This window comes from Sporosarcina sp. ANT_H38, assembly GCF_008369195.1.
GTDB lineage: Bacteria > Bacillota > Bacilli > Bacillales_A > Planococcaceae > Sporosarcina.
Genome location: NZ_VOBC01000001.1, coordinates 810,290 through 831,440 on the forward strand (window position 1 = coordinate 810,290; position 21,151 = coordinate 831,440).

At 39.4% G+C, this 21,151-nt stretch carries 17 protein-coding genes; 14 read left to right on the top strand and 3 right to left on the bottom strand.

The features are described 5' to 3' along the window. Positions 1-121: 121 nt before the first annotated feature. From FQ087_RS03925 to FQ087_RS03940, 4 genes are all read left to right on the top strand, one after another. Positions 122-1,159 (top strand): nuclease-related domain-containing protein, encoded by a 1,038-nt coding sequence (locus FQ087_RS03925; RefSeq protein WP_149579235.1) that lies wholly within the window; start codon positions 122-124, stop codon positions 1,157-1,159. 187 nt (positions 1,160-1,346) lie between these two features. Beyond that, positions 1,347-2,459, top strand: a complete 1,113-nt coding sequence (gene menC, locus FQ087_RS03930; RefSeq protein ID WP_149579236.1) for an o-succinylbenzoate synthase — start codon at positions 1,347-1,349, stop codon at positions 2,457-2,459. A 463-nt stretch (positions 2,460-2,922) separates the two neighbouring features. Continuing rightward, on the top strand, positions 2,923-4,023 hold the full coding sequence (proB, locus tag FQ087_RS03935; RefSeq protein WP_149579237.1) for a glutamate 5-kinase: 1,101 nt from the start codon (positions 2,923-2,925) through the stop codon (positions 4,021-4,023). A 126-nt stretch (positions 4,024-4,149) separates the two neighbouring features. Continuing rightward, entirely contained in the window at positions 4,150-5,397 is a 1,248-nt protein-coding gene (locus tag FQ087_RS03940) for a glutamate-5-semialdehyde dehydrogenase (RefSeq protein WP_149579238.1), read from the top strand. Between the two features lie 108 nt (positions 5,398-5,505). Here FQ087_RS03940 and FQ087_RS03945 read toward each other — a convergent pair whose 3' ends face one another. Further along, the gene (locus tag FQ087_RS03945) at positions 5,506-6,438 is read right to left on the bottom strand and encodes an LCP family glycopolymer transferase (RefSeq protein WP_149579239.1); all 933 of its coding nucleotides are present in this window, start codon (positions 6,436-6,438) and stop codon (positions 5,506-5,508) included. Between the two features lie 240 nt (positions 6,439-6,678). Here FQ087_RS03945 and FQ087_RS03950 point away from each other — a divergent pair, with 240 nt between their 5' ends. The 5 genes from FQ087_RS03950 (at position 6,679) to FQ087_RS03970 (ending at position 13,097) form a co-directional block, all read left to right on the top strand. Beyond that, positions 6,679-7,482 (top strand): alpha/beta fold hydrolase, encoded by an 804-nt coding sequence (locus FQ087_RS03950; RefSeq protein ID WP_149579240.1) that lies wholly within the window; start codon positions 6,679-6,681, stop codon positions 7,480-7,482. Positions 7,483-7,515: 33 nt separating this feature from the next. Further along, entirely contained in the window at positions 7,516-8,478 is a 963-nt protein-coding gene (locus tag FQ087_RS03955; protein ID WP_149579241.1) for a sensor domain-containing diguanylate cyclase, read from the top strand. Between the two features lie 126 nt (positions 8,479-8,604). After that, complete coding sequence (locus FQ087_RS03960; protein ID WP_149579242.1) at positions 8,605-9,759, top strand: HD domain-containing phosphohydrolase; 1,155 nt, start codon at positions 8,605-8,607, stop codon at positions 9,757-9,759. Beyond that, positions 9,759-11,558, top strand: a complete 1,800-nt coding sequence (locus tag FQ087_RS03965) for a DUF5939 domain-containing protein (protein ID WP_149579243.1) — start codon at positions 9,759-9,761, stop codon at positions 11,556-11,558. The genes FQ087_RS03960 and FQ087_RS03965 overlap by 1 nt, the downstream gene beginning before the upstream one ends. A gap of 87 nt (positions 11,559-11,645) precedes the next feature. Beyond that, positions 11,646-13,097, top strand: a complete 1,452-nt coding sequence (locus tag FQ087_RS03970) for an MDR family MFS transporter (protein ID WP_370456061.1) — start codon at positions 11,646-11,648, stop codon at positions 13,095-13,097. A 76-nt stretch (positions 13,098-13,173) separates the two neighbouring features. Here the strand turns inward: FQ087_RS03970 and FQ087_RS03975 are convergent, their stop codons facing one another. Both FQ087_RS03975 and FQ087_RS03980 read right to left on the bottom strand, forming a co-directional pair. Further along, positions 13,174-13,437 carry a DUF3006 domain-containing protein gene (locus tag FQ087_RS03975; RefSeq protein WP_149579245.1) on the bottom strand — a complete coding sequence of 88 codons (264 nt, stop codon included), beginning with the start codon at positions 13,435-13,437 and terminating at the stop codon, positions 13,174-13,176. Positions 13,438-13,439: 2 nt separating this feature from the next. Beyond that, positions 13,440-14,687 (bottom strand): MBL fold metallo-hydrolase, encoded by a 1,248-nt coding sequence (locus tag FQ087_RS03980; protein WP_255452133.1) that lies wholly within the window; start codon positions 14,685-14,687, stop codon positions 13,440-13,442. 318 nt (positions 14,688-15,005) lie between these two features. Here FQ087_RS03980 and FQ087_RS03985 point away from each other — a divergent pair, with 318 nt between their 5' ends. The 5 genes from FQ087_RS03985 to FQ087_RS04005 all read left to right on the top strand — a co-directional run bounded on the left by FQ087_RS03985 (position 15,006) and on the right by FQ087_RS04005 (position 21,144). Continuing rightward, positions 15,006-16,724: an AAA family ATPase gene (locus tag FQ087_RS03985; RefSeq protein ID WP_149579246.1), complete on the top strand. Its 1,719-nt coding sequence runs from the start codon at positions 15,006-15,008 to the stop codon at positions 16,722-16,724. 448 nt (positions 16,725-17,172) lie between these two features. After that, entirely contained in the window at positions 17,173-18,051 is an 879-nt protein-coding gene (locus FQ087_RS03990) for a patatin-like phospholipase family protein (RefSeq protein ID WP_149579247.1), read from the top strand. 560 nt (positions 18,052-18,611) lie between these two features. After that, positions 18,612-19,253: a 3-hexulose-6-phosphate synthase gene (gene hxlA / locus FQ087_RS03995; protein ID WP_149579248.1), complete on the top strand. Its 642-nt coding sequence runs from the start codon at positions 18,612-18,614 to the stop codon at positions 19,251-19,253. Position 19,254: 1 nt separating this feature from the next. Continuing rightward, the gene (gene hxlB / locus FQ087_RS04000) at positions 19,255-19,809 is read left to right on the top strand and encodes a 6-phospho-3-hexuloisomerase (RefSeq protein WP_149579249.1); all 555 of its coding nucleotides are present in this window, start codon (positions 19,255-19,257) and stop codon (positions 19,807-19,809) included. Positions 19,810-20,331: 522 nt separating this feature from the next. Beyond that, positions 20,332-21,144, top strand: coding sequence for a Cof-type HAD-IIB family hydrolase (locus FQ087_RS04005; protein ID WP_149579250.1), 813 nt, complete (start codon positions 20,332-20,334; stop codon positions 21,142-21,144). The last annotated feature ends 7 nt before the right edge of the window (positions 21,145-21,151 follow it).

Sequence of the window (21,151 nt, forward strand, 5' to 3'; positions counted from 1 at the left end):
GTAAATCACATATACCAGAGAATTCACTCCAAACTGAAACGAACAAATGAGTAAATAAAGGACTTTCCCGTCGAATGAGGAAGTAATTAAGCAGCCAGGTAAATAGTGGAGGAGTGAAGGATTGATTATTAAAACGCGAGAAAAGTCAGACTCTATAGTGGCATTACATTCAATTTTAAGGAGGATACCAAGTAAATTAATATCACATGAATTGATTTTGAATCAACTATCTCCATTGGAAGCTGGATTCTCTGGTGAAATGAAAGTAGATTGGTACTTGAAGGAACTAAATCTATCTTCGAACTTTTTTATTCTCCAAGATTTAATCATTCCCCGCTTACATTCGACTCTGCAACTAGACACCGTCCTCGTTACACCCAAATTTATTTGTATTTTGGAAATTAAAAATATGACTGGTGAATTTTATTTTGATTCCGAAGAGTATCAATTTTATCGGATAAAAAAAGAGGGGGTAAAAGAGCCGCAACGAAGTCCCGAAATTCAATTGCGACGTGCAGTTCGCACACTTCGACCTATACTACAACAAGCACAAATTGAACTTCCTATTGTTGGTATTATTGTTTTTGCAAGCAGATCGGGTTTAATCGTCGAAAAACCAAAACATTTCTCAGCAGTTTTACTTGATCGATTAAATGAACATATAGAAGCTATTGATAAATCTATGGACAATCGTTTAACGTATGATGAAATGAATCAATTGGCTCAGCGTTTGCTTTCACTGCACCAACATGAAAAATTCAATTGCGTGTTCCAACGACATGGCATGAAAAAAAGCTGGGTAACGCCAGGTGTGATATGCCCAATATGCAAAAATAGTACTATGCAACGCCTAAACGCGAGGTGGTTGTGTCATTCATGTAAAAGTAATTCTAATGATGCACATTTAATTACACTCCAAGAATATCGGGTGCTGTTTGATAAAGATATAAGCAATCGTGAGGCGAGTTGGTTTTTAAGTATACCTTCATCAGATACAACAAGGCGATTATTAATAAAAGCAGGTTTCCCATATACGGGATCTTTCAAAGATAGGATATATCAAGTTCCTAAGGAGGCAAGTCTCGTTAATCAAATTTTATTGGAGGACAGTTATCGAACATTTAAGAGAGCACCAACACAAATTTCTCCTTTGGAATAAATAGTGAAACGCGGGTATTACCATGAAAGTCGCGGGTAAACCGATTGAAGTCGCGGGTAAAGCCCGAAAAACGCGGGTAAATCACTGCACTGCGTTAAGAACTCAGTGCATAAATTGGATTCCCCAAACGTGTATGGTAAGTTAGTAATCGTGATGATAGTATTTCGGGGAAAAGAGGAGACTTGAAATGATTATAAAAGAAATTAACATTCGAAAAATGAAAATGACAATGAAGACTCCTTTTGTAACGGGCTTGGGTACTTTTCAAGAAAAGGACTTCTTGATTTTGGAAGTGAGAGATGAGCAAGGCAATACTGGGTGGGGGGAGTCCGTGGCATTCTCTACGCCTTGGTACACTGAAGAGACACTTGGAACGAATCTACATATGATCAACGACTTTCTGATTCCTATCGTTTTGGGAAAGGAAATCGGACATCCCGACGAGGTAAGTAAATTATTTGCCGCAATTCGTAAAAATAATATGGCGAAATCAGCTATTGAAGGTGCGATTTGGGATCTTTACGCAAAGCGCAATAAAATGACGTTGGCACATGCACTAGGTGGCAAACAGGACAAAATCGAAGTTGGCATCAGCATCGGGATCCATGAAAATGTGGCTGATCTAGTTGAAACCGTACGAGGCTTTATCAACGAAGGCTACAAACGTATAAAAGTTAAAATCAAACCAGGTCATGACATTGAAGTGCTGCGTGAACTTCGAAAAAAATTCCCGGACGTTCCTCTAATGGCAGATGCTAACTCGGCCTATACTCTTGAAGACATCGAACTTCTTAAACAGCTAGATGAATTCAATTTGACAATGATTGAACAACCACTCGCTTCAGACGATATTATTGACCATGCTAAATTACAAAAAGAATTGAAAACACCTATCTGTCTGGATGAAAGTATTCTTTCACTTGAAGATACGCGAAAAGCAATTGAACTCGGTAGTACGAAAGTTATAAACGTTAAAATCGGTCGCGTTGGTGGCTTAACAGAAGCGAAGAAAATCCATGATTACTGCATGGCGAAAAATATCCCTGTTTGGTGTGGCGGCATGCTTGAATCGGGAATTGGGCGTGCGCATAATATTGCATTGACGACCCTTCCGAATTTCATTCTCCCCGGCGACACAGCTGGATCTTCCCGCTACTGGGAACAAGATATTATCAGCCCGGAAGTCATCGTGAATGACGGCTATATCACCGTTCCAACCGCGTATGGTATTGGGTATGAGCCGAATATAGAAGCTATGGATTCATACACTGTAGAACATACGCAGTTTAAAGCTAATTGATAGAAAATAGACTATTTCAAGAAGGTATTTTTCGACATTGAAAACTGGGAAATGGTATTGTTTCTCGTTACTTCAGTAGGGGTAACAGTGTTATTTATTGTCCGTTCGTACCGTCTGAAGTAAAAGTAGTTCCCTCATTATAAACTTGACAATTAAATCTTCTGTTGTATGATTGTTTATAATATTCTAAAACTTGAACGATGATGAAGGATTATTATGCGTTTAGAAGTTGTGAAAGAGAGCGGAATTTATCAGCTGGAAGATTCCGTCACGACAATCGCAGAACCTACCTTCGTAGTCTTATGCAAACATAGGCGCGACCCTCGGCGTTATGAGGATAAGTGGGATGTGTTCACATGCATCCAATTATGGTGGTACCGCGGAAGCTAAGCTCTTTCGTCCTTAATAGTAGGACGAGTGGGCTTTTTTTGTTTTCCGCCACAAGAAGAAATGGGGTATTGGGATGAAAAAACAGCGGATTGTCGTAAAGATAGGAAGCAGTTCTTTAACAAATGTTAAAGGTGAAATCGATCAAGCTAAATTCAATGATCATATTGAAGCGCTTGCCATACTGCGTAAAGCTGGGCATGAAGTGATTCTTGTTTCTTCTGGTGCAGTGGCGGCTGGGTTTGCAGGGCTAGGCTATTCATCACGACCAATAACGATCAAAGGGAAACAGGCGGCTGCGGCGGTGGGCCAGGGATTGTTAATGCAATCATATATTGAAAAGTTTAGTGCTCATGGAATCGTGCCAGCTCAGATTTTATTGACAAGAATCGATTTTTCGAATCGAGAGCGCTATAGGAATGCATTTGCGACGATGACGGAACTATTGGAACGGGGCATCTTGCCCATTATTAATGAAAATGATACCGTCTCTGTTGAAGAACTTACTTTCGGTGACAATGATATGCTATCAGCGCTTGTCAGCGGCATTCTACATGCAGACCAGCTTATTATTTTAACGGATATTAATGGTCTTTATGAATCAAATCCACGCAAATATCCATTAGCAAAACGACTTGATTTTCTTGAACAGATTACAGATGACTTACTAAAAGGAGCTGAAAATACGGGATCCAAAGTCGGAACTGGAGGCATGAAGTCAAAACTACTTGCTGCCAAAACTGCAACATCACTTGGCGTCTCCGTTTTCATTGGGACCGGAGAAGGTTCGCATAAACTGCTGACGATTTTACAGGGCGGAGGGGACGGCACCTATATTTCCAATCCGGTTACCGCGAAGATTAAAACGAGTAGACAGTGGATCGTGTTGCATTCCGAATCGACAGGCAAACTATACGTGGATCAAGGGGCGGAAGAGGCCATTTTATATAACGGAAAAAGCCTATTACCTGCCGGTGTTGTTAATGTAAAGGGGGACTTTCACAAAGGCGAGGTCGTTGAAGTGTTTGGCATCAATGGGATTTTAGGAAAAGGGGAAGTCAGCTATTCGTCGGATGAATTAAGAAACAAGATTGAAAATCGAAACAAGGAAAAAATTGAGGAGTTATTTTCATCGACCATTGAAGTCATTCACCGGGACCGCTGGGCACAATTTTAACTTTACTCAGCAGTAGCACCTCATCAATAAGTAGCGGGGTGAAACATAAAGTGTGCATACAATGCAGTGGGGTTCAAAATCTGGACGCAAATACGCTGAGGCACATTTGATAAAGGGGGATTTAGAATGAGCGAAGTACAACTAAAAGGGAAAGTTGCTAAGGAAGTAAGTTATTCGTTAGTGAACATTACAACCGACCAAAAGAACAAAGCACTGGCATTAATTGCAGACCAATTAATGGCCGATCAAACGGCCATTCTGACAGAAAATCAGAAAGACTTGGACGATGGAAAAGCGAAAGGGCTAACTGACGCAATTCTTGACCGCATTCTGCTCACTGCAAAACGGATCGAAGACATGGCCTGTGCCATCCGTCTGTTAATGGGATTACAGGATCCGATTGGGGAGATAGTGGAAACCATCGAAAAAGATAATGGATTGCTAATTGAAGTGAAACGGGTACCAATTGGCGTTATCGGTATGATTTATGAAGCAAGACCGAATGTGACTGTTGACGCAGCGACGCTCGCTCTCAAGACGGGAAATGCCGTCATTTTACGAGGAAGTTCCTCCGCAAAATATTCGAATATGGCTCTTATAAAGGCAATTCACGAGGCTCTTGATAAAAGCGATATCCCGAAGGTATCCATCCAATTAATTGAAGATACAAGCAGGGAAACTGCAAAAGAACTGTTCCGGCTCAACGAATACTTGGACGTCCTTATACCAAGGGGTGGTAAAACACTTATTGAAACAGTAGTTCGTGAAGCGACAGTTCCAGTTATTCAAACAGGAGCGGGGAATTGTCATATCTATATTGACGAAACAGCAGAACAAGAAATGGCTATAGAAATCGCATTAAATGCTAAAATCCAGCGCCCATCTGTCTGCAATGCGATTGAGACAATCTTAGTCCATGATAAGTGGTTTGCACTGAATGGAAAGGGACTTATTGAAAAATTGCAGGAAAGTAATGTGCAGATTTTTGGGGATGAAACAGTCGTTCGAGAATGTGGAAATGTGCCAGCTGCAACCGAATCAGATTGGTCAACGGAATACCTTGGGTTAGCTGTCAGTATAAAAATAGTTTCAGGGATATCTGAGGCGATTGAGCATATCACGAAGTACGGAACAAAACATTCTGAAGCCATTATTACAAGTGACGAATTGAATGCGACAATTTTCCTGAATTACATCGATGCTGCTGCAGTATATCATAATGCTTCTACGCGATTTACGGACGGTTTTGAATTCGGTTATGGCGCGGAAATTGGAATCAGCACACAGAAATTACATGCGCGAGGTCCAATGGGGTTAAAAGCGTTGACGACAATAAAGTATGTCATCCGTGGGAACGGGCAAGTGCGAGTATAGGGAGGTTGATAGGTTCGCGGGTATACTCCTCGACAAACGGGTAACCCCTATCATTCACAGTGAACAACATAAAAAAAGCCACGGAGATCAATCACTCCGCGGCTCCCTTTAATTCAATTCCAAATGCTGTTTCATAGCACTGGTAATTTCCAATAATTCAGTATCATCCATAATGTAATACCATATACCGTCGTTCATTCGCGTGCCTTCACCTTTTTCAAAATGAAGTTGTTCAACTTTATCAGCTGCGTCACGGTAGTCCTTCTGGATGTCTACCATTTCATCAAACGTCATATTCGTTGTCACATTATCACCTAATGCATTGAAAACACTGCGGTATTTCAAGAGACTTTTCACAGAGGTTCCTTCGCGCAGTACGCCTTCAATCACCTGTTTCTGGCGGTCTTGACGGCCAAAATCACCACTCGGATCATCTTTACGCATCCGTACATAGGACAATGCTTCTTTACCGGTCAATGTGATATTACCAGCAGCGTATTGAATAGAATCCTGTGTAAATTCAAAAGGATTGTTAACGCTAACACCACCTACAGCATCCACAATTGATTGGAAACCTTCCATATTGACTTCCATAACATAGTCAATTGGAATATCCAATAAATTCTCAACCGAATCCATCGACATTTGAATACCACCAAATGCATACGCATGATTCAGTTTATCTGTGGTACCATGACCGACAATTTCTGTATACGTATCTCGTGGAATACTAACCATCTTTGTCGACTTCAACTTAGGATTGACTGCCATTACAATCATTGTATCCGAACGACCTTTATCCCCTTCGCGTTCATCAACACCTAAAATAAGCACAGAGAATGGGTCCTGATTACGGAAAACAACTTCTTCTTCTCGCTTCTCGGACGATTCCCGGTCTATAGGTTTATACATACCTTTCAACGTTGACGTCAAGTCAAAAAAGACACTAAATGCAAAGCAACCGATAATAAGGCCGATCACCGCAATAATCCAAGGCCATTTTTTACGTTTTTTTATTTTCTTACTATCTGTACGTTTCATTATATTTCCTCCAGTTGTTGTCAATCAAAAAAAGTGTCTCAAAAGCACTCTGTTTTAGACGTTATTCCTGCGAACAAGTTTCATTGGCAATAAAAGAATATAAAATGCGGAATTTTGTTACTATATTGCCGATAAATATTTCAATCAAATTTTCTATTTCAATTATTTAGATTGAATGTCAAGTTATTCATGTATATAATTACTAGATATATTATACTTAAAATAGAATGGATGATACCTATGCTAAAAGAATCAATTGAATTTCGAAATAACGTAAAAATATACGGTGAGGGAACAAAAACGATAATGTTTGCACACGGATTTGGCTGTGATCAGCAAGTTTGGAACAGAATCACACCTGCATTTGAACAGGACTTTAAAATAGTTCTTTTTGATTACGTTGGATCTGGCCATTCAGATAAAAGTGCGTATAAGAGTGAAAGATATAGCAATCCTGCAGGGTATGCTTCAGATATACTAGAAATTTGTGAAGCTTTTGAGTTAACCAATATCATATTTGTCGGTCATTCCATTAGCGGGATGATTGGATTACTGGCATCTATCCAGAAGCCCGAGTTGTTTGACAGGCTTTGTCTTATAAGCCCATCACCGCGTTACATAAACGAACCGGGTTATCCGGGTGGTTTTGAAATAGAGGATATTAACGAATTACTGGAAATGATGGAGAAAAACTACAAGGAATGGGTGAAATATTTGGCGCCTGTTGCTTCAAAAAATCCTAGTCGGCCAGAGTTAACGGAAGAATTCGAAGTTATGTTAATGTCAAATGATCAATTAATCGTTAGGCAATTTTGTGAAATGACCTTTAACATTGATGTCCGAAGTGAACTAACTAAAGTAGTCAGACCATCACTCATTCTTCAGACAAAAGAAGATTCTATAGTACCTATTGAGATTGGTGAGTATTTGCATTCGCATATCGCTAACAGCAACTATATATTAATGGAGGCTACTGGCCATAATCCGCATTTAAGCGCTCCTACTGAAACAATTCAGCATATTAAACATTTTATTAAGGGATAAAGACAGCTTAGGAATGGTGCAGGAGGTTGAAAAATGGATGATCAGCTAAATTTCGCCCCGTGTGGCTATCTAACTATGGACCGTAATGGTTATATATTTGAGATGAATGCCACGCTCCAAAAAATGTTGGGACAACAAGAATTAGAATGGAATGGACAACATATTCACTCGCTATTAACGACGCCATCTCGTATTTATTATCAAACTTATTTCCTACCATTATTAGATATTAATGGAGATGTAAATGAAATCTATTTGACATTGAAAAGTACAACGGGGAAAATTCCAGTTCTTATGAATGCCATTGAACGTAAAATAGAACACGAAACGCGAATTGAGTGCGTTATTGTAGAAATGAAAATTAGAGATGAATATGAAAATGAACTTATTCAAGAAAGACGTAATGCTGAAAGTGTTGTTCAGAAGACAGACAAAGCCTATGAGGGCTTACAGCAATTATTAAAAGAAGTAGAGTGTAAAAAAAATGAGCTTGAGACCATCAATGAAAAACTAAAAGTGCTCGCTTTAACAGATTCACTCACAGGATTAAAGAATAGAAGATACTTTGAAGAACAGTTATTGCTATTCATCGAGTCATACACAACTTCCCACATACCTTTTTCACTATTGGCCATAGATATTGATCATTTCAAACGTATAAATGATACTTTTGGTCATCCAATTGGAGATCTTGTCTTACAAGAAGTTTCGTTAATTTTACAAGAGTCGAAACGGCCTCACGATATAGTCGCTAGGATAGGCGGAGAAGAATTCATCATATTATTGCCGGAAACAAATCTAGAAAAAGCCTTTGACATTGCAGAATTGACAAGGAAAAGATTTGAACTGTTTGAATGGTCTTATACTCCTTTAACAATCAGTTCAGGGGTGACAATGGTTAGGCAAGGAGATACGACTACAACAATAATTAGAAGAACAGACGCTACCCTTTATGCATCTAAGAATGCGGGCAGAAATATAGTTTCTATTGGATGAACGAATATCACTGCCCCAGGTAGTCAAAACATACTTGGGGTTTTAGTGTTTGATAAAACAGTATCCGTTATCAAATCAAAGACTTGGAAAATGATACTAAACGATGTTTGTAGAAGGGAATTAACGATGAATAACCAAAGGGAAATATTAAATAATAAAGTTCACAAAGACCTGCAATCAGATCGGATACTGGGTGTCATATTTGAATACATGGCAAAAGTATCAATGGAAAATGATTTAGAAAAATCATTGATGATATTAGCCGATTTAGGAAAAAAACTTGTGGTAGCCGATCGTTGCTCTGTCTGGTTGTATGACACTTCGAAACAAACGATATGGACCGTCGCAGCGCATGGCATTGAAAAAGTAATTATTCCGCAGGAAAGCGGATTTGTCGGTCATAGTATAGCAACCGGAAAAATCATCATCGTTGAGGATGCCTATTTGGATGAGCGATTTAACCAGGAAATTGATATTGAAACGGGATATAGAACGTGTTCAGTCCTCTGTATTCCTTTCCATAACAGCAATGGAACTGTAATTGGTGCATTTCAAGCGATAAATGAAATGACTGCTCAAGGTACTTTTAGTGAAAAAGATAGTGAAATATTAGGTTTAGCTGCTACGTATGCCGGTAAGTCCCTTGAGTCTGCAATTCTGTTAAAAGAAATTATCGAAACGCAAAAAGAAATGCTTGAGACTTTGGGCGAAATCGGGGAAAGTCGTTCCCAGGAAACGGGAAATCATGTGAAGCGTGTTGCATTATATTCTTATTTACTAGCTAAACTAGCTGGCATTTCTGAAGAAAAAGCCAACCTTTTGAGAGATGCATCACCTATGCATGACATTGGTAAAGTAGCGATCCCTGACAGCATATTGCTAAAACCAGGCAAGTTAACAGTGGAAGAATTCGAAATCATGAAACAACATACGATCATAGGTTACAATATTTTTAAAAATTCTCAACGCGATTTACTTCGCACTGCGGCAATTATTGCGTATGAGCACCATGAAAAATGGGATGGCACAGGATATCCAAATGGCTTAAAGGGTGAAGCGATTCATATTTTTGGACGAATTACTGCAGTTGCAGATGTTTTTGATGCACTGGGCAGCGACCGTGTTTATAAAAAAGCTTGGAAAATTGAACAGATTGTTGCGTATATGTCCGAGCAACAGGGGAAGTTTTTCGATCCGATATTGACGCAACTGTTTCTTAACAATCTTAAATTATTTATCGCAATTCGGGACCAGCACAGTGATGTGGATAGGAGAAATTAATGCGAAAAACAATCTGTTTTCAAGAAGAAAGAGTATTTAACATACCAATTGAGCAAATGTGGTCCTTGCTTGAAGACACCAATCAGTTGAATAAATATATAGGTTTGTTTCCAGTCCGATTTTCCCCTTTTACCCATGAAAATGGATCTCTCGTTCGACAGTCACGGGCAAAAGTATTTGGAGTGATAGAGATAGCCTGGCGTGAAAATGTATTTGAATGGATCAAACAGCAATCCTATTCAATAGAACGTGTGTATATAACAGGCCCAGCCGAGCGTGTGCTTTGGAAGGTTATTTTAGAACCACAAGGTGAAAGTAGAACTTTGTTAAGACTGAAAGGCGAGTTTACATACCGCAATCTACTGGGCCGGCTTATCATGAAAGTGAATACAATTCCTCAATTAAGGAGGACTTTCCTTTATGCGTTGAAATTGGAGGGGAAAAGTGAAGTCACAACAATTTTGCCACAAGCTAGGCGGACAGCTATTGTACAGAAGGAACATTTGGGGAGATTAACCGCAAAGCTTTACTCCGCCATCAGTAATAAGAAAATGGTTGAAGAATTTATACAAACAATTGAGATGGGCAATGATAATGATGTGACGAGTATGAAGCCTCTACTATGGGCAGAGACTCATCAATATGATCGAAGGCAGACAGTCGAACTTTTTCTTGTCGCTACAAAAGTAGGGATTCTGGATCAAGAGTGGAGTCTAATGTGCCCCAATTGCCGAGTACCAAAAAGTCAGACGAATACGCTTAGACAACTAGATGATACAGTGCATTGTGATCTATGTGGAGTTGATTATGAAATCGATTTTGATCGCTATGTCGAGATGCGCTTTACTGTTAACCCGAGTATACGGCAAGCGAGTCAGGAGTTATTCTGTATAAATGGGCCAATGAACTCTCCGCATATAGTCGCTCAATTTCGAATTCCGGGTAACTCGTCAAAGGAACTGAAATTGCCCGATTGGGATCAAAAACTGCGCTTACGCGTATTGAAGTTTAATTATACAGCTATCATTTATGAAGAAACGGATGACACCAAGTCACAATTGACAATTACAGAATCGGGAATCGCTGAAAAAGAAGTCGCTAAAACACGTTTCATGCAAGTAGAAAATCGTACTAGTCAAGAACTTGTTTTGGTAATAGAAGAAGTGGAGTGGGACCGATTTGCACTGACAGCAACTGAAGTAACTTCTCTTCAACTGTTTCGAGATTTGTTTGCGAAAGAAGTGTTATCGCCCGACCAGCAGATTGGCATTGGAAAAATGACCATTTTATTTACAGATTTAAAAGGGTCAACCCTACTTTATGAATCTATTGGAGATGCACTTGCTTATTCAGATGTGAAAAAGCATTTTGATTTTTTGAAAAAATATATTCAAGATAATAATGGCACTGTTGTTAAAACAATTGGCGATTCTGTTATGGCTGCATTCATTCGAGATAAGGATGCTTTTAATGCTGCCATTACGATACAGAAAAACATTCATTTGTTAAATGAAAATATATCACAAGCCGTGCAAGTGAAAATTGGGTTTCACACTGGTCCTGTTATCGCTGTAAACGCAAATGAAATCCTCGATTATTTTGGGCGTACAGTGAATATGGCTGCACGAATCCAACAGCAAAGTGAGGGCAGTGATATTGTCATCAGTGAAAATGACTATCGAGATTTACTTGAGTCATCCGATATCTCACTACACGACACTTCTATTGAAATCGAATCTTTAACTAAACAATTACACGGTGTAGATGGCGATACTTCATTAATAAGAATTCGATTATAATATTTGGAAACGACTTCAGGAGGTACTTCATTGGGAGATAAAATACGATTACGCCTGGTATTGACAGGGATATTATTGGGGATATTGATGGCTGCAATGGATAACACGATTGTAGCGACAGCGCTCGGTTCGATATTGGGAGATTTGGGCGGTGTGGACAGCTACATTTGGATTACATCTGCTTATGCGGTAGCTGTTCTTGCAGGGATGCCGATTTTCGGGAAATTATCCGATATGTATGGACGAAAACGGTTCTTTTTATTTGGTATCATTGTTTTCTTAATCGGTTCTGCTCTTTGTGGATTGGCGCAAACGGTTCCGCAGCTTGCTGTATTCCGTGCGATCCAAGGTATTGGGGGAGGGGCTTTATTGCCAATCGCATTCACGATTGTTTTCGATGTATTCCCTCCTGAACAGCGTGGGAAAATGACAGGGCTTCTTGGCGCAGTATTTGGCGCTTCAAGTGTTCTGGGACCTTTGCTTGGAGCTTGGATTACCGAATCAATTAGCTGGCACTGGGTATTTTACGTCAATATTCCAATTGGTGCGATTTCATTATTCTTAATCATTCGTTATTATAAGGAAGCTGCACAACCAATCAAGCAAAAGATAGACTGGCTTGGTGCAATTACACTTGTTACGGCCGTCGTCAGCTTGATGTTCGGACTGGAGTTGGGTGGAAAAACGTTTGAGTGGTCATCATGGCAGATTATTTCGCTTTTTAGTATATTTGCCCTCTTTTTCATTGTCTTCATATGGGCTGAAACCAAAGCGAAAGAACCAATTATTTCGTTTTGGATGTTCAAGAACAGACTTTTTGCATCATCCCAGGCGCTGGCTTTCTTATATGGAGCTACATTTATTGGCTTGACGATTTTCATACCTCTTTTTGTGCAGGCCGTATACGGTGGATCTGCCACAAATGCGGGAATCATTCTTATGCCTATGCTTCTTGGCTCGGTCGCTGGGAGTGCACTTGGAGGAATATTGCAGACGAAAACATCGTATCGCAACATCATGGTGATTTCGGTTATTGCTTATTCAATCGGTATGGTGTTAATGAGTACGATTTCACCTGAGACGTCGCGAATAGCCTTATCCCTATTTATGGTACTTGTCGGCTTTGGTGTAGGTTTTTCATTTTCATTACTACCTGCAGCATCGATGCATGAAATGGACTATCGCTATAGAGGATCAGCAAACGCAACGAACTCATTTTTCCGTTCGTTAGGTCTTGCATTAGGTATTACAATTTTCGGTGCGATTCAAACAAAATTGCTAACAAGCGAAATGACCACTGGTTTTGCAAAACTTGGTGGAAGCGGGCAAGGAGGGCCGGAATCACTTGGTAATATCCAAACTGTATTTCAGCCTGAAACTCGCGCAAACATCCCGCCAGATATATTGGATGTGATTGTAAACGCAATGTCCACATCCATCTCGGCTACTTATCTATGGTCACTTATTCCAGTAGGAATTGCAGTTATTGCCGTTTTCTATATGGGAAATGAGAGATTAGATGTAACTAAAAAACAGTAAAGCAAAAAAGCTGTCACATCCATTTCACAATGGATGTGACAGCTTTTTTCTAAGGTTTATTCAGTTGCTACTTTAATTAGCTTCGCTTAAAACGACTGTTTTTTTTTGATTTCAGTCGGTGCAATCTGTCATTTACTTCTTGTTTCATTTCCGCAGTTTTTCCTTCGTCTATTTGGAATGAAGTGATTTCATCCCCTTGGATTTCGACTAAAAACCATGTGCCGGGTGCACTGCTGGAAGGTATTGTAGAAATGTCGACATGGAATTCTTTCTGCAGTTCTTCAACTAAAAGAAGTGCTTTTTCGTTGTCTGTAAACCGATCAAGATATGCTGAATACATAATTAGCCTCCTATGCACGCAATTCCTTGCGCAAGAATGTCGGCAATGCGGGCAGGTCCAATGCCTTTGATTTTACTAAGGTCGTCAACTGATTGGTAAGGACGGAGCTGGATTAAGTCTTGTGAACGAGCAGGACCAATATGGATAATCCGCTGTATCTCCGCTTCACTCGCTGAGTTGATATCCACACAAGTTCCACTTGAAACGGGTTGCACTTCTTTTTTGGGTTCAGGTGTAGGGGCAACTTCAGTTTCTATTTCTGGAGGCGTGTGTTTTATAGTCCCTTGGTTATTTGTCTGGACATTAAATGTCTCGCCATCTGTTTCTACAATAACTGTTCCGTGGGCATCTGTTCCATAAACGAGAGCACCGCTTTTTTTAAGTCGATTAATCGTTTCGATATGAGGATGTCCGTATTGATTGTCAACACTTGCCGAATAAATTGCTATATCTGGTTTAACAGCGTTTAAAAATCTGTCTGTTGTTGATGTTTTCGATCCGTGGTGACCCACTTGTAAGATGTCTGCCTGCAGATTTGCACCACGACTAAGCATTTCACTTTCTGCATCTTCTTCACTGTCACCAGTAAAGAGGAAGGAAACGTCGCCGTATTGCAAACGAATCGCAAGCGAGTTGTTATTGGTATCGCCTGCTAGCGATTGTGGATGAAGAACCGCAAGCTCAAGCGGGCCTATGTCGAAAACATCTCCAACTTCCGGCTCATAGTAATCTACATTATTGTCTTCGATTACAGCAAGTGATTGTGCGAAAACTTGCGATTCCGATGTTTCACCATTCATCCAAACTTCTGCTACATTAAATGTATTGATGATTTTATCCAGTTGCCCAATATGATCTGCATGAGGATGCGTAACCGCGACAATATCAATGTCTGTTATGTTCTGATCTTGAAGATAGGATACCACCTCTGTTGAGTTCCAATCCCCGGTATCGATGAGTACTGCAAATGCTTCTTCACCCTGACTGTATTCAATCAATGTGGCGTCCGCCTGCCCAACATCTATGTAATGGACTTTCATTTTCGAGAACGGAAGTTTCTGCTGTTCAACAGGATCTGAGACATCTACTTCAACAACTTCTCTCTGTTCATCTTTTGTTTCTTCCTCTACTAACTCAAGATCATCATTTACATTGTCAGGTATGGTCGGCTGTGTAGTACCTTGCCCACAGCCTGCAAAAATAAGTAGACCTGCGAATAAATAAAGACTGGTGAAGATTTTTTTAATCATTTTTTCTCCTCTATCATGTGGTTATTTTCTTATTATATATGTTGAGAGAAAGAATCCCGTTGAACTCGCTGCGCCTACCCGCCGTCCAGTTACTGGACATTCTAAGGCGACTTCGCTCAGTTCGTTTAAGTACTCAATTGTTCATCATATATAGTATAGTGTAGCAGACATAGTCACTTTGGATAATATTATTATTAAAACTTCATGTAAATAATCAAACGTTCATTCTTTCTACAAAAACTCCCAATAATTTAACCTGTTTTAATAGTCAGTTAGCATTTATAATAGAAGTATATTCTAAAAGGAGTTGTCGTAAGCTTGAAGCTTATTTCGAAGTTTGCAACAAAGATTATAGTTCTCGTCCTCTTAGTCACTGGAATAGTAGCAAGTGTAGGGTGGTACTTCTTTGATGCAAATAAAGGAATCGCAGTATCTTTTTCCGAATTAGAAAAAACAATCCAAGCACAAAACGATCGAGTTGTATCGCTTAAAGAAACGTCTAATGGAACAGTGTACTTACAGACGAAAGACGAGCAATACGTAACTCAAGTTCGTCCCGAAAGCCAGTTAGTCGAACAATTAGTCGAAAAATATAATATCTCATATAACTATTCCGATCAAAGCCAATATGGTAGTTTATTGTTCGGAGGAGTGTTCATTACGCTACTAGTTACATTAATTGTGCTTCATAAAAAAGGAAAGATTGGTGTCGGTGCATCGACTATGAAAAATAGCGCATCCAAATCGACACCTTTGCCCGAAATAACAATGCAAGATATTGGTGGGCTTCCAGAAGAAATGAAGGAAGAGATTTTACAAACGTTATCCATTGTGAAAAATCCGAAACGGTCCGCCCAAGTTGGAATTCAGCCACCGAAAGGGATTCTTTTATATGGACCACCTGGTACAGGGAAAACGTTACTGGCTCAAGCCATCGCGCGTGAAATAGGAGCAACTTTTTATTCAGCCAGTGGGTCAGCTTTTACAGAATTATTTGTAGGAGTAGGAGCCTCCCGTGTACGTTCGCTGTTTGAAAATGCAAGAAAGCAGCGACCAGCAGTCATTTTTATTGACGAAGTTGATGCGCTTGCAGCTAAACGGAAAACACATGGCGGGGAAGAAGCGGAAAAAACATTAACTGAACTGCTCGTTCAGCTTGATGGTGGAAATAATAACGATGGTGTGCTATTCATCGCAGCAACGAACCGTAAAGACATGCTAGATGAAGCATTTCTTCGCCCAGGTCGGATTGATTATTCTTTCCAAGTTCCTCTGCCCGATACGACTGGAAGAAGAGAAATCATCGATATTCATACGAGAGGCAAGCTGTTGGCTGATGAAGTCTTTGCTTCGTTAGATACTCTTGCCGAAAGTACATCAGGGTTTTCAGGGGCTGAACTGAGTTCTCTCTTTAAAACAGCGAGCAGAAGAGCAATCCGAGACGGGCGTGAAAAAATTGCAAAGAGTGATCTTGATTTTGCAATTGACCGCACCATTCTTGGAAGTGCCTCCCGTTCAATGAACGACCCAGAGACAAAAAGAAGAGTAGCCATACATGAATCCGGGCACGCGCTAGTCGCTGCAATAACAAAACCCGGGTCAGTAAGGAAAGCAACGATTATTCCACGCGGCCAAGCACTTGGATATGTTGCGCCAATTCAGAAAGAGCTTCACTTGTCTACGTATAGTGAATTATTGGATCAAGTTAGCATGATTCTTGCTGGTGGCGTTGCTGAACGTGTCTATCTTGGCGAGCACAGTATCGGTGTAAGTGGCGATGTACAACAAGCGAAAGAAATCATTGAGCGTATGGTTGACACGGGTTTATTACAAGACGGGTTCACGTTAACTTTCAATAAAAGCGAGAAAGAAGCAAAGATGCAAATTCTTTTTGATAAAGCACTTCGCAAAACAGAAAGTCTCATTCAAGGACACGCGTCAGAATTTGAACAGTTGGTGGATCTATTAATGCAAAAGGAAACACTGGACGGTTCAGAAATCCAACAGATTGTCGGCAAGAACGCAGTTGAAATATAAGGCTGTTAAAAAAGTAATCAGTAGGAGAGGCATTTGTCTCTTCTTTTTTGCATTGGGATCAGAGCATATAAGGGACTTGCCCAAGCATATATCGGAGTCGACCGATCATATAAGGTTTTTGCCCAAGCATAAATCAGAGTTGACCGATCATATTAGATTCTTGACCAAGCATAAATCAGAGTTGACCGATCATATAAAATTCTTGACCAAGCATAAATCAGAGTTGACCGATCATATAAAATTCTTGACCAAGCATAAATCAGAGTCGACCGATCATATAAGGTTTTTGACCAAACATAAATCGGCGTTGCCCAATCATAAATATTGTTCAATCAATCATAACCTCAAAAAACTCCCCATTACCTTGCTTATGAATTCAGAAGTTCGTTCTAATTTCTTCTCGTTGCTCCTACAGTGTAACAAGGCATGAAATTGGGAGGGATTATTAATGCTAATAGATGGGGTCTTTTCAGGAGGGGGTTTGAAGGGGTTTGCGTTAGTAGGTGCTTATCAAGTGCTCGAAGAAAAAGGGTATCGTTTTCATCGAGTAGCTGGAACAAGTGCGGGTGCTATTCTTGCTAGTTTCATAGCGGCTGGCTATACAGCTAAGGAAATCGAAATGATGCTAGATGAACAAGATTTCCAGGTGCTTCTTGACCCAAGGAAAACAATTATTCCCTTACCTTTAATGAAATGGTTTCTACTGTACTGGAGACTTGGTTTATACCAGGGGAAAGCTTTAGAAAATTGGTTTTTAGAAAAGTTAGCGGCAAAAGGAGTTTATACATTTTCGGATTTACCGCCAGGGAAATTAAAACTTGTTGCTTCGGATTTAACGAACGGTAAGATGATGGTTCTTCCAGACGATTTAGAGGGTTATGGATTATCAGCAGATACCTTTCCAATTGCTCGTGCTTTACGCATGAGTTGCGGAATTCCATTTTTCTTCGAACCGGTACGGTTAAAAGTAGGAAAAGGTGAGACAATTGTTGTAGATGGTGGGGTATTAAGCAACTTTCCAATGTGGATATTTAACGACGAAAATGGAAATACAGAACGACCTGTCCTTGGATTGAGACTTAGTCGTAGCCAAGAAGAAATGCCAGGACATAATATCGACAATGCCTTAGACTTATTTGAGGCCCTTTTTTCAACGATGAAGAATGCGCATGATGAAAGGTATATTTCTCGAAAGCATGAAAGAAATATTATTTTCATACCGGTGGATGATTATAGCGCAACTCAGTTTGATATGGATGAAGAAACAAAAGAGTCGCTAATGGATGCAGGACGTAACAGTACGCTTAAATTTTTGAAATCATGGTGAAAAGTACTGGGGACCAAAACGATTTCGAGTCGTTTTGTTCCCTGGTATTTTTTTGTAGCTACTTTGGACGACTATTCCGTATGAAAATTGCCCTCTTTAGGTATGTGCACCAAAATAATCACGCTGTATCTAGATTAGGTTGTTGGCGATGACTCAGTACGATTACTATCACAGTAAGCCAATGTATTTGAAAAGAATGAATTTGAACTCCAAGTTGAATGACGACAATTACTACTTGTCGAAGTGCATTCTGATAGACACCTACTATCTCTCGGAAATAAGCATCAACTCTTACGGTAGAACATACCACGAATGTCCTCAGTTTCAACTGACTATGAGTTCACTTTTTTAAAAAGTAATTTAACTTTTTTGTAACTAAGATATTAACTAAGGTACAGTAATGAAATAATGATATATGATTTTGTAACTCCATTACTTTAAAGGATATTCACAGTATACTATTTGTCTGTATGTGATTTAAAAGTGCGTACTTCACAAGTGTGATTATGAAATATATACTTAGTTTGCACCAAAAAAACGAACAAAAGGAGAATGAAAAAATGAAATTACAATTAGCGTTAGATCTTGTTAACATTCCAGAAGCCATTGAAATCATAAAAGAAATAGGGGAGCATATCGATATAGTTGAAATCGGAACGCCCGTTATCAACAAAGAAGGTCTTAAAGCTGTTACAGAAATTAAAGCTGCATTCCCTAACTTAGAAGTTCTTGCAGACGTTAAAATCATGGATGCTGCAGGTTATGAAGTATCTCAAGCTTCTACAGCAGGTGCTGACATAATAACTATTCTTGCACAAGCTGAAGATTCTTCAATCAAAGGTGCTGTTGAAGAAGCGAAAAAACTAGGTAAACAAATATTGATAGATATGATTGCTGTAAAAGACATCAAAAAACGTGCAGCAGAACTTGATCAGCTTGGTGCTGATTACATCTGTGTTCACACAGGTTATGATTTACAAGCCGAAGGTAAGGATTCATTAGAAGACCTGCGTACAATCAAAAGCGTTGTGAAAAATGCTAAAACAGCAATTGCAGGTGGAATTAAGCTTGAAACGTTAGCTGAAGTGATTAAAGTACAACCAGATTTAATCATTGTTGGTGGTGGAATCACAAGTAAAGTCGACAAAAAAGCTGAAGCTTCAAAAATTCAAAAGTTAATCAAAGAAAGCGTGATCGTGTAACATGAACACGATAGGTTACGCAGATGAAATTTTGGCCGAGCTAAAGCGAACCATTAATCTAATTAATAGTGAAGAAACCGAAAAATTAGTAGAAGGAATTTTACATGCGAAAAAGGTATTTGTTGCAGGTGGAGGCCGCTCTGGCTTCATGGCTAAGGCATTTGTAATGCGTATGATGCACGTTGGTCTTGATTCATACATTGTAGGTGAGACGGTAACGCCGAATTTAGAACTGGATGATATTTTCATTGTCGGTTCTGGATCCGGTGAGACCCAAAGTTTGGTCGCTATGACTAAAAAAGCGAAGAGCATTGGTGCAACAGTGGTAGCAGTTACCATTAATCCTGATTCTACAATAGGAAAGTTAGCTGACATTAAGATTGAAATACCTGCCCAAGTAAAAGGGGATGGCAACAGTGGGAAGTCAATTCAACCGATGGGATCACTGTTCGAACAATCGCTACTCCTATATTTTGATGCAGTTATTTTGAGAGTTATGGAGAAAAAAGGGCTGAATTCTGAAATGATGTATGGACGACATGCTAATTTGGAATGAAATCTCTTTCCTATTTACGAAGATTTCAGGGTATTCTGCAGGCCATTTAAGTACATATTTATATAGATTTTAAAGTGTGTATACTTTTTGTGAGCTGATCATATAACCGAATCTAAGTTGGTTTAAAGAATAAAAAAGAACTGATTTCCCTTTTAGAAAAGGAAATCAGTTTCTTAGGTTCTTTCATATTATCGTTGCAATTTTTGGTGTAGCTATCGTATGTCAAAAGTGGCTTTACTAGACAGCTTCCTAAATAACATGCGAGGATAGCTTTATAGCTAGAAAAGAATAAAGGGGGAGTTGTTACAATTAAAAAGTATGATGTAACACCTACCATTTATGAAGGTATGGCTATATATACGAAAAAACAACCAAAGTTGAATCGAGAAAAGAATAGCGGGAGTTCGTTTAAAGAGAATTGATCATGGAGACTGTTTTATGGTTGCTGCACCTGCAAGAGTATTGTGAACGAAGGGCTAAGATAAGTGCAGTTTCGCAATTCATAATAAAAGGAGAGATTCTATGTATAAAATGATTGCCATCGACCTTGATGGTACGTTGCTCACAGACGATTTTATGATTTCGCCAGATACAGTCAAGGCAATTCAAAAAGCGGTAGAAATAGGAGTGATTGTAACGATTGCTACCGGTCGCATGTTCCCTTCAGCAAAACAGTTTGCGCAGCAGTTAGGTATAAATGTACCACTTATTACTTATCAGGGGGCAATTATCAAGGATACCGAAGAAAAAGAAGTAATGTATGAGCGCATAATTCCACCAGATATTGCACAAAAGTTAGTTGACATTGCTTGCGAGAAAAAAATACATTTACAAGTGTATCAAGATGATATTCTCTATGGCGCGTCAGAAAATGATAAGCTTATTTCTTATGCCGAAGCAGTTAAGGTCCCATATACAATAGAACCGAATCTTGCCAAGCTTGCTAAACATGGATTTACGAAAGCTCTCTTTATTGAAAAACCTGAATACCTTGACAAATTACAAGGAGAATTACGAACACTGTTCGGAGAGCGGGCTCATATCGCGAAATCAAAAGTAGACTATCTCGAGGTTACACACCCAGAAGCAAACAAAGGGAGTGCGCTGTTACATCTAGCAGAAAAACTGGGCATTGACCGTTCCGAAATTATTGGGATAGGGGACAACCACAATGATTTAGAATTGATTAAAACAGCGGGTTTAGGTATTGCAATGGGTAATGCAGTAAAGGAATTGAAAGATAGTGCTGATTACATCTCACTTACTAACAATGAAGAGGGAGTACTACATGTTATAGAAAAGTTCGTTTTGGAGCCAAATAGCGTAATTATCTAATAGGACA

Bases quoted from the DNA above. Each gene is read 5' to 3' on its own strand.
- menC (WP_149579236.1), top strand. From the start codon at position 1,347: ATGATTATAAAAGAAATTAACATTCGAAAAATGAAAATGACAATGAAG.
- proB (WP_149579237.1), top strand. From the start codon at position 2,923: ATGAAAAAACAGCGGATTGTCGTAAAGATAGGAAGCAGTTCTTTAACA.
- FQ087_RS03940 (WP_149579238.1), top strand. From the start codon at position 4,150: ATGAGCGAAGTACAACTAAAAGGGAAAGTTGCTAAGGAAGTAAGTTAT.
- FQ087_RS03945 (WP_149579239.1), bottom strand. From the start codon at position 6,438: ATGAAACGTACAGATAGTAAGAAAATAAAAAAACGTAAAAAATGGCCT.
- FQ087_RS03950 (WP_149579240.1), top strand. From the start codon at position 6,679: ATGCTAAAAGAATCAATTGAATTTCGAAATAACGTAAAAATATACGGT.
- FQ087_RS03955 (WP_149579241.1), top strand. From the start codon at position 7,516: ATGGATGATCAGCTAAATTTCGCCCCGTGTGGCTATCTAACTATGGAC.
- FQ087_RS03960 (WP_149579242.1), top strand. From the start codon at position 8,605: ATGAATAACCAAAGGGAAATATTAAATAATAAAGTTCACAAAGACCTG.
- FQ087_RS03965 (WP_149579243.1), top strand. From the start codon at position 9,759: ATGCGAAAAACAATCTGTTTTCAAGAAGAAAGAGTATTTAACATACCA.
- FQ087_RS03970 (WP_370456061.1), top strand. From the start codon at position 11,646: ATGGCTGCAATGGATAACACGATTGTAGCGACAGCGCTCGGTTCGATA.
- FQ087_RS03975 (WP_149579245.1), bottom strand. From the start codon at position 13,437: ATGTATTCAGCATATCTTGATCGGTTTACAGACAACGAAAAAGCACTT.
- FQ087_RS03980 (WP_255452133.1), bottom strand. From the start codon at position 14,687: ATGATTAAAAAAATCTTCACCAGTCTTTATTTATTCGCAGGTCTACTT.
- FQ087_RS03990 (WP_149579247.1), top strand. From the start codon at position 17,173: ATGCTAATAGATGGGGTCTTTTCAGGAGGGGGTTTGAAGGGGTTTGCG.
- hxlA (WP_149579248.1), top strand. From the start codon at position 18,612: ATGAAATTACAATTAGCGTTAGATCTTGTTAACATTCCAGAAGCCATT.
- hxlB (WP_149579249.1), top strand. From the start codon at position 19,255: ATGAACACGATAGGTTACGCAGATGAAATTTTGGCCGAGCTAAAGCGA.
- FQ087_RS04005 (WP_149579250.1), top strand. From the start codon at position 20,332: ATGTATAAAATGATTGCCATCGACCTTGATGGTACGTTGCTCACAGAC.